This window comes from Brevundimonas sp., from assembly GCF_018608325.1.
Lineage (GTDB): Bacteria > Pseudomonadota > Alphaproteobacteria > Caulobacterales > Caulobacteraceae > Brevundimonas.
The window spans coordinates 1-8,432 of the sequence record NZ_JABAZW010000085.1 but is presented as its reverse complement, the minus strand read 5'-3'; the positions used below and the strand labels follow the sequence as shown (position 1 = coordinate 8,432).

Annotated in this window: 8 protein-coding genes and 1 pseudogene; 5 read left to right on the top strand and 4 right to left on the bottom strand. The window is 65.6% G+C overall.

What is annotated here, in order from left to right; translation table 11 throughout:
• Window positions 1–708, bottom strand: a 708-nt coding sequence (locus tag QZ281_RS08605) for a 2OG-Fe(II) oxygenase family protein (RefSeq protein ID WP_292227198.1), incomplete at its 3' end; no start/stop codon positions are given.
• A gap of 5 nt (window positions 709–713) precedes the next feature.
• Window positions 714–2,012, bottom strand: a complete 1,299-nt coding sequence (gene purB / locus QZ281_RS08600; RefSeq protein WP_292227196.1) for an adenylosuccinate lyase — start codon at window positions 2,010–2,012, stop codon at window positions 714–716.
• A gap of 170 nt (window positions 2,013–2,182) precedes the next feature.
• Here purB and QZ281_RS08595 point away from each other — a divergent pair, with 170 nt between their 5' ends.
• From QZ281_RS08595 to QZ281_RS08585, 3 genes are all read left to right on the top strand, one after another.
• The gene (locus QZ281_RS08595; RefSeq protein WP_292227194.1) at window positions 2,183–2,503 is read left to right on the top strand and encodes a multidrug efflux SMR transporter; all 321 of its coding nucleotides are present in this window, start codon (window positions 2,183–2,185) and stop codon (window positions 2,501–2,503) included.
• A 27-nt stretch (window positions 2,504–2,530) separates the two neighbouring features.
• Window positions 2,531–3,178, top strand: coding sequence for a glutathione S-transferase (locus tag QZ281_RS08590; protein ID WP_292227192.1), 648 nt, complete (start codon window positions 2,531–2,533; stop codon window positions 3,176–3,178).
• Window positions 3,179–3,268: 90 nt separating this feature from the next.
• Complete coding sequence (locus tag QZ281_RS08585) at window positions 3,269–3,418, top strand: hypothetical protein (protein WP_292227189.1); 150 nt, start codon at window positions 3,269–3,271, stop codon at window positions 3,416–3,418.
• Here the strand turns inward: QZ281_RS08585 and QZ281_RS08580 are convergent.
• Both QZ281_RS08580 and QZ281_RS08575 read right to left on the bottom strand, forming a co-directional pair.
• Window positions 3,415–5,109, bottom strand: a complete 1,695-nt coding sequence (locus QZ281_RS08580) for a lytic transglycosylase domain-containing protein (protein ID WP_292227186.1) — start codon at window positions 5,107–5,109, stop codon at window positions 3,415–3,417. The two genes, QZ281_RS08585 and QZ281_RS08580, sit on opposite strands and share 4 nt — an antisense overlap.
• 93 nt (window positions 5,110–5,202) lie before the next feature.
• Window positions 5,203–6,015 (bottom strand): uracil-DNA glycosylase, encoded by an 813-nt coding sequence (locus QZ281_RS08575; RefSeq protein WP_292227183.1) that lies wholly within the window; start codon window positions 6,013–6,015, stop codon window positions 5,203–5,205.
• Between the two features lie 198 nt (window positions 6,016–6,213).
• Between QZ281_RS08575 and QZ281_RS08570 the strand changes: the two genes are divergently transcribed.
• Together QZ281_RS08570 and QZ281_RS08565 are read left to right on the top strand one after the other, a co-directional pair.
• A complete protein-coding gene (locus QZ281_RS08570) occupies window positions 6,214–7,866 on the top strand; it encodes an electron transfer flavoprotein-ubiquinone oxidoreductase (RefSeq protein ID WP_292227217.1) in 1,653 nt (550 codons plus the stop codon).
• A gap of 68 nt (window positions 7,867–7,934) precedes the next feature.
• Window positions 7,935–8,432 (top strand): annotated as a pseudogene (locus QZ281_RS08565) (hypothetical protein); the annotation flags it as partial.

Below are 8,432 nucleotides of genomic sequence, written 5' to 3'. Positions count from 1 at the left end.
CAGCCAGCCGGTGATGGAGCGGCGCTTGCCGCCGGCATAGCCCGCGACCGGGGCGACGGAGTGGTTGCGTGGCGTCTTGAACACGGTCCACAGATTGAAGCCGGGCTTCAGTCCGCGCTCGATGTCGCCTGCCGTATTGTGGAACAGGAGCTGGCCGCCCCAGTCGGGCCGCCAATCGCGTGTCAGGCCAAGGGTGTAGGCCGCGCGCCGCTGTCCCTGATCTGTGTCGTCATGCAGGGTCAGGAAATCACCAGGGCGGAACCATGTCGCCTGGGCGTCGATCTTCGTGACGCCTGCTTCTCCGGTTACCGCCTTGGCGAACTCGACGAAGGGGGTGTCGTTGAAAAACTGCAGCAGAATGTGTGTGGCATGGCCCGCATCCTGCCCTGACATGAAGGACTTGATGATCGGATAGGCCAGATAGACGAAGGAGAAACCGTCGCGCCCCTCCTTCAGGGCGTTCTGGATGCGGGCGCCCAGTTCATCACGCCCCAGAGCCGTCATTTCCTGAGGGGAGAACAGCTTGCCCCCCTCAGGTGTTTTTAATGACAACTGCCAGGCTGTGTCGTGCTCCAGCGCCAGTTCCAGCCACTCAGCGCTGGCCGCGTCCAGCAGATCGGGCACCTGCACCATGCCGTCGCGCGCATAGGCCTCCGCATAGTCACGGGGGTCGAGCCGGGGGTTCAGCCGGATCGTGCGCTCGGTCATGGGGTTCAGTCTCCGAAGACCCGCTTGAACACCACGTCCACGTTCTTGGTGTGGTAGCCCAGGTCGAACAGGGCTTCGAGTTGGTCGTGGGGCAGGGTGACGCGTTCGTCGGCCTTCAGGAAGTCGAGGAAGACGCCTTCGCCGCGCCAGACCTTCATGGCGTTTTCCTGAACGGCGGCATAGGCGGCTTCGCGTGAGATCCCGGCCTGCGTCAGGGCCAGCATGACCCGCTGCGAGTGAACCAGACCGCCCAGGCGGTCGATGTTCTTCTGCATGTTCTCAGGATAGACGTTCAGCCGCTCGACCACATTCGCCAGACGGTGCAGGGCGAAGTCCAGGTGGATGGTGGCGTCTGGGCCGATGCCGCGCTCGACCGACGAATGGCTGATGTCGCGCTCATGCCACAGGGCGACGTTCTCCATTGCGGGCGTCACTGCCGAACGGACCAGACGGGCCAGGCCGGTCAGGTTTTCGGTCAGGATCGGGTTGCGCTTGTGCGGCATGGCCGACGAACCCTTCTGGCCCTTGTCGAAGAACTCTTCGGCCTCCAGCACTTCGGTGCGCTGCAGGTGGCGGATTTCAACGGCCAGACGCTCGACCGAGCTGGCGACGACGCCCAGTGCGGCGAAGAAGGCGGCGTGGCGGTCGCGCGGGATCACCTGCGTCGAGACGGGCTCGACGGCCAGACCCATCTGGTCGGCGACATATTGCTCAACCGCAGGATCGACGTTGGCGAAGGTGCCCACGGCGCCGGAGATGGCGCAGGTAGCGATCTCTTCCTTGGCCGTGATCAGGCGGCGCTTGGCGCGCTGGAACTCGGCGTGATAGCCCGCCAGCTTCAGGCCGAAGGTCACCGGCTCGGCGTGGATGCCGTGCGAGCGGCCCACGGTCGGGGTGTATTTATGCTCCTTGGCGCGGGTCTCCAGCGCGGCCAGAACCCGGTCCACGCCCTCGATCAGCAGGTCCGACGAGCGGGCCAACTGCACCGCGAAACAGGTGTCCAGCACGTCGGAGGAGGTCATGCCCTGGTGCAGGAAACGAGCTTCCTCGCCGACGATTTCCGACACATGGGTCAGGAAGGCGATGACGTCGTGCTTGGTGGTGCGTTCGATCTCGTCGATGCGGTCGGCGTCGAAGGTCGCGTCCTTGCCGTTGGCCCAGATGGCCTCGGCTGATTCCTTGGGGATCACACCCAGTTCCGCCATCTTGGTGGCGGCGTGGGCCTCGATCTCGAACCAGATCTTGTACTTGGTTTCTTGGGACCAGATGGCGGCGGCGACGGGGCGGGAATAGCGCGTGATCATGGGCGGTTCGTGTCGGTCTCAAGGGGGCGTGAGTCAAGGTTTGCCGCAGGGCCAAGGTTGACTTTGGCGGCCAATGTCCCAGATTAGCCGCGCTTTCAGTGAGGACGACCTCCCCCTTTCGGGTTTTGAATGCCGGGACGACCCGGCAATCAAGTTGGAAAGTCATTGTCATGGCCTGGGTCTATCTGCTCGCCGCTGGGGTTCTGGAAATCGTTTGGGCCTATCTGATGAAGGCCTCTGCAGGCTTCACCAAGCCGTGGCCGACTGTCGGCATGGTCATCTTCATGATCGGGTCGTTCGGGCTGTTGTCGTTGGCGATGAAGACCCTGCCGCTGGGTACGGCCTACGCCATCTGGACCGGCATCGGCGCGGTCGGGGCCTTTGCCGTCGGGGCCTTTATTCTGGGTGAGCCGCTGACGCCGCTCAGGATCGCGGGCGTGACCCTTGTGGTGTCGGGTCTGGTTGTACTGAAGCTCGCCTCCAGCCATTAATCGCGCCCGCAACAGAAGGCGCGCGTTATGGAACTGCTGATCGGACCCCGGGCCTATTCCACCTGGTCGCTGCGCGGCTGGCTGGTGATGAAGGCGACGGGCGCAGACTTTGCAGTGCGTGACGCGCGCTATGACACGCCCGAGCATAAGGCGGCGCTGCTTGCGGTGTCGCCGTCCGGGTTCGTGCCCGCGCTGACGGTCGACGGGGAACTGATCTGGGATACGCTGGCCATCGCCGAATGGGCGGCGGAGCATTATCCGCAGGCGCGTCTGTGGCCAGCCGATCCGGTCACGCGCGCCCTGGCCCGATCAGTGACGGCGGAAATGCATTCCGGCTTCAGCGCCCTGCGGACCTTCTGCGGCATGGGGCCGGATCATCCGATCAGTGGCGACGCGCGGTCACAGACGCCTTCGGACCCAGCGCTGGATCGGGATCTGGCGCGTATCGTGGTCCTGTTCCGTCAGATGCGGAGCCGGTTCGGGGTTGATGGCCCCTGGCTGTTCGGAACGCGCTCCATCGCCGACATCTTCTATACGCCGGTCGCGGCCCGCATTCGCCACTATCAGATCGATTTGAGCGCCCATGGCGACGACGGCGTGGCTCAGACCTATGTCGAGGCCCTGCTGGCTCATCCCGACTTTCGTCAGTGGGAAATGGAGGTGGCGCAACTTTAACGGGCGTCAACCAAGGGCGATGACGTTCGTTTAAGCGCTGGCTGTTATTGATGATGGGCACACGAAGCAGTCGCCTCGTGGGAGATCGCAATGACGGCTTCGCCCGTGCAGACCAGTGTGACGTCCTTGCGCGCGCCGCAGCAACGGTCGCGTCATCGGTTAGGCCCTGTGGCGGGCTATATGCTGGTCATTCTGCTCAGCAGCGCCTTCTGGGCCTTGCTGCTGGCGATCGTCTTCTAGCGTTCGTCGCTGACGGTGGCCGTTTGGGCGACCATGATCTCGTCCGCGACGGGCGCAGGCGGCACATAATCCAGTGAAATCGGCACCAGGGTGGCGTCTGAGGCTACGGCGTCCAGCGTGTTCAGCGGGGCGCCGAACATCCGCTGATAGATCCAGTAGGCGGCGACGACCTTCTCGACATATTCGCGGGCCTGGGGCACGTCGATGGTCTCGATCAGCAGCAGGGGATCGGCGTCCGGCCCCAGCTTGCGCACCGCCGCCAGCATCGGTCCCGGCCCGGCGTTATAGGAGGCGACCGCCCGCAGGATGTCGCCCTGGAACTCTGACCGCTGCAGCATCCGGTTCACATAGGTCTGGCCCAGCCGCATGTTGACGGCGGGCGTCAAAAGCTTGTTCGGGGTCGAGACGAAGCTGCGGTCACCGGACAGTTCGGCCGCTGTGGTCGGCATCACCTGCATGATGCCGTAGGCGCCGACGCTGGAGCGGGCGTTGGGGTTGAAGTCGCTTTCCTTGCGCGCGACCGCATAGACCAGCGCGCGTTCGATGGTGAAGCCGCCCTCGGGCTGCAGGTCCGGGATCGGATAGCGGTTGGCGTCGATGCGCGAGGCGTCTGTTTCACGGCCCGGCGAGACGATGCGGGCCAGCGCCGCCCACATGCGCGAGGCGTCGCCCGCGGCGGTGCGCAGGCCGGAGCGCATTTCATTGTCGCCGTCGGCACGGCGTCCGACTTCATAATAGGCCAGGGCGCGACGGGCGCGGGGCTCGTTCTGGACAAAGGCTTCCAGCGAGGCGGCGTCCACGGCGGCGTCGGGCGTATAGAAGGCGCGGCGTACGCGCGGCTCGGCCGCATAGGGGCGTGGGCCCAGGTTCTCGATGACCGGTTCCTCGCCCAACTGACGCAGGGCGATCTGGCCATAGAAGGTGGCGGGCCACTGGGCGGCGAGGCGCAGATAGTCGGTCACGACATTCTGCCGGGCGGACTTGCCGGCGGCGCGTGCGGCCCACAGGGCGCCGCCAGAGCGGACCCACGGGTCCTCGGTCGGGTCCTGGGCCACGCGGTCGAAAGCGTTGAAGGCCTCGTTGAACTCGCCCATGCGCCATTCGGCCAGGCCGACCGTCCACCAGTCGCCGATCTCGCGGCCCATGGCCGATGCGCCCGTCAGGTCGTCGTTGTTATAGGCGATCCGCGCCGTCTTCATCGGATCGGCGGCGGCCCCGCCGCCCGACACGGCGTTGACGACGCTGTTCCAGGTGCGGCCCAAAAAGCCTGCAGGCTTGATCGGTTCGATGGCGCCGTCCGGGCGGCGGCGCATGGCCAGATCATAGACGCGGGTGGCGATGGGCAGATCGGAGTATTCCTGCAGCCACTCGGTCAGTTCTTCGTAGGTGGCGTTATAGTTCGGGTGGAACAGGCGTTCGAACTCGACCTGACCCAGCAGGACACGGTCCTGGGCCTGACGGGCGGCGATACGGGCCGCCTCCAGGTCGCCGCGCCGCAGGGCGTCGAAGGCGGTGGTGTAGGACAGGCGGTCAGCAGAGCTCAGGGCAGTCGGGCGCGTATTGGCCGTGTTCGAAGCGGAGGCGGACGCCGCCATCGTCGCATACGGGGTCTCCGCCTGCGCCGCGACTGCAAGGGCGGACAGGGTGAGAGCCAGCGTCGGCGCGATCATCGCGCGGCTGAACCTGGTCAATGCGGCGGCCCCCTCGTTGGCGGCGGCCCCGTCCGTCTCGACTCAGGCGGGGTCCGTATGGCGATCGGTCGTCAGCATGGAAACATGCAGCAATCAGTCGTGATCCTCAACCGAGTCCGTTTCAAGGCGAACCGCCAGTGAAAGCAGGTCGGCCCAGGCCAGTCGTTTGACCTGCGGCTGCCGCAGCAGGAAGGCGGGATGCAAGGTCGGCATGACGGGGGCGGAAATCGCGCCTTCGTGCAGACGCCATTCCCTCCACTGTCCGCGCAGCTTCATGATCCCTTCGTCCGTCTGCAGGACGGACTTGGCCGTGGCCCCGCCCAACAGCAGGACGGCCTTGGGTTTCAGCAGGGCGAAGGTGCGTTCCAGGAAGGGGACGCAGACAGCCTGTTCCTGCGGCGAAGGCGGACGATTGCCGGGCGGGCGCCAGAAGACGGTGTTGGTCATGAAGACCTTGCCGGTCAGACCCGCCGCTTCGATCATCCGGTCCAGCAGATGCCCCGCCTGACCCACGAAGGGCTGGCCGATCTGGTCCTCCTCGGCGCCGGGGGCTTCGCCGATCACCAGGACCGGGGCGTTGGCGTCGCCGCGCCCGAACACCGACTGGGTCGCGCCCATCTGGCGCAGGGAGCAGCCGTGGAACCCTGCAACGGCGGCCGCCAGATCCTGAAGCGTATTGGCCGAGGCGGCTAGTTGCCGGGCCTGGGCCAGAGCCTCTTCGCCGCCGCCGGCAGAGGGCATGGGGGTGATGGACGCTGTCGCGCGCTGCACCGCCTGAACGACCGGCGGCGGGGCGATGTGGGTGTGGTCGACGGGCGCGTCCAGATAGCAGGCGTCGACGCCCGCATCCCGCCAGAAGGCGAGCAGACTCTCGGTCGCAGCAATGTCACGGGGGTGCGCGTTCATGATTCTGGGACACCGATAAGCCTTGACCGCCCCCGCGTCACCTTCCGATAAGCGGCATAACCACACCAAGAACCGGGATTTCAGGGGAAAATCATGGCCGAAGACGCCATTGAGGGCGGCGCCGAGAACGCCCGTCAGGAAGCGATCATCGACAATCTGCCGCCCATCGAGGCGCTGCAGGCGGTCGAACGCGAGGTCATGGAATATGATGTCGTCATCGTCGGCGGCGGCCCTGCGGGCTTGTCGGCGGCCATCCGCCTGAAACAGCGCGCGGAAAAAGACGGCAAAGAAATCAACGTCGCAGTGTTGGAAAAGGCGGCCGAAGTCGGCGGCCACATCCTGTCCGGCGCAGTGATCGACCCCAAGGCGCTGAACGAGCTGTTCCCCGACTGGAAGGAACGGGGCGCGCCGCTGGAGACGCCGGTCACCAAGGACAAGTTCCTGTTGCTGGGTCCGCAGGGCGAGGTGTCCCTGCCCATGCCGCTGATGCCGCCCTTCATGCACAATCACGGCTGCTACATCGCCTCGCTGGGCAATGTGACGCGTTGGCTGGGTGAACAGGCCGAGGCGCTGGGCGTCGAGGTCTATCCCGGCATGGCCGCCAGCCATGTGGTCTGGGACGATGAAACGGGCCGGGTGAAGGGCGTCGTCGCCGGCGTCTTCGGCATCGACCGCGAGGGCAAGCCGACGGACGACTTCCAGCCAGGCATCGAACTGCACGGCAAATATGTCTTCATCGCCGAGGGCGTGCGCGGTTCGCTGGCCAAGACCATCATCGCCAAACACAAGCTGCAGGACGGCAAGTCGCCGCAGAAATACGGCATCGGTCTTAAAGAGCTGTGGCAGGTGCCTGCTGAACAGCACCAGCCGGGTCTGGCCCAGCACTCGACCGGCTGGCCGCTGGACGAGCACACGGGCGGCGGCAGCTTCCTGTATCATTTCGGCGACCGCTATGTGGCTGTCGGCTATGTGGTTCACCTGAACTACAAGAACCCGTTCCTGTCGCCGTTCGATGAGTTCCAGCGCTTCAAACACCACCCCTCGGTCGCGCCGCATCTGGAAGGTGGCACGCGCATTTCGTACGGCGCGCGCGCCATCACCGAGGGCGGTCTGCAGTCGATTCCGAAGCTGGCCTTCCCCGGCGGCGCGCTGATCGGCTGTTCGGCGGGCTTCGTGAACGTGCCGCGCATCAAGGGCAGCCACAACGCCATGAAGACCGGCATGCTGGCTGCCGACGCCGCCTATGACGCGGTGCAGGCCGGGCGTGAAGGCGATGTGCTGAACGAGTATCAGACGGCCTTCGAACGCAGCTGGGTCTATAAGGAACTGGCCATCGTCCGGAACGCCAAGCCGCTGCTCAGCAAGTTCGGCACGACCCTGGGCGGGGCGCTGGGCATGTTCGACATGTGGTGCCGCACGCTGCTGGGCGGCTGGTCGCCGATCCCGACGCTGAAGCATGAGAAGACGGACGCCGCCTCGACCGAGCCTGCGGCTAAACACAAGGTCATCAAATATCCCAAGCCGGATGGAAAGCTGTCGTTCGACAAGCTGTCGTCGGTGTTCATCTCGAACACCAACCATGCCGAGGAACAGCCCGCGCACCTGAAGCTGCTGGACCCGTCCAAGCCGATCAACGTCAACCTGCCCAAATATGGCGAACCTGCGCGGCTGTACTGCCCGGCGGGTGTCTATGAGGTGCTGTACGACGAGGACGGCCGGTCCAATCCGCGCTTCCAGATCAACGCCCAGAACTGCGTCCACTGCAAAACCTGCGACATCAAGGACCCGTCGCAGAACATCGTCTGGACCACGCCCGAAGGCGGCGGTGGTCCCAACTACCCGAACATGTGAGAAAAACAGGGCAGGGGGCGAGCGATCCGCCCCTTGCCCGTCGCATGAAAACCGTGAAGGGTCGGCGGATGACCGCCTATCGTTCGCGCCTGTTCGCCGCCTCTCTCGCCGTTCTCGCCCTGGCGCTCGCCGGGCAGGCTGTGGCGCAGGAAACCCCTGCATCGGCCCCCGCTGTTCCGGCCCAGGCTGAGCCGACACAGACCGAACCTGTCGATCCGACTGTCGCCCCGGCGGACGAGGAAGAGGTGGTTCCCCACATCATCATCGCCGAGACCACGCCGCCGATCCCTGAGGTCTGGGCGCCGATCCCGACGGATGCGATGGGCCGCAGCGCCTATGGTCTTTATCTGGCTGGTCGTCTGGCCCTGATGCGCGGGGATGGAGACATCGGTTCCGGCCTGCTGGCGCGCGCCAATGAACTGGCGCCGGAGCAGCCACGCGTGCGCGAACAGGCCTTCACCTCCGCTCTGTTGACCGGGGATATGGATGTCGCAGCCCGCCTTGCCCCGGCTTCAGGTTCTGCCTCCGCCGCCTTTGTCGAAGGCGGGCGTCTGGTGCGGGCGGTG

What these genes read in the sequence shown, in the direction of transcription:
- purB (WP_292227196.1), bottom strand. Translation starts at nt 2,012, where the DNA reads ATGATCACGCGCTATTCCCGCCCCGTCGCCGCCGCCATCTGGTCCCAA.
- QZ281_RS08595 (WP_292227194.1), top strand. Translation starts at nt 2,183, where the DNA reads ATGGCCTGGGTCTATCTGCTCGCCGCTGGGGTTCTGGAAATCGTTTGG.
- QZ281_RS08590 (WP_292227192.1), top strand. Translation starts at nt 2,531, where the DNA reads ATGGAACTGCTGATCGGACCCCGGGCCTATTCCACCTGGTCGCTGCGC.
- QZ281_RS08585 (WP_292227189.1), top strand. Translation starts at nt 3,269, where the DNA reads ATGACGGCTTCGCCCGTGCAGACCAGTGTGACGTCCTTGCGCGCGCCG.
- QZ281_RS08575 (WP_292227183.1), bottom strand. Translation starts at nt 6,015, where the DNA reads ATGAACGCGCACCCCCGTGACATTGCTGCGACCGAGAGTCTGCTCGCC.
- QZ281_RS08570 (WP_292227217.1), top strand. Translation starts at nt 6,214, where the DNA reads ATGGAATATGATGTCGTCATCGTCGGCGGCGGCCCTGCGGGCTTGTCG.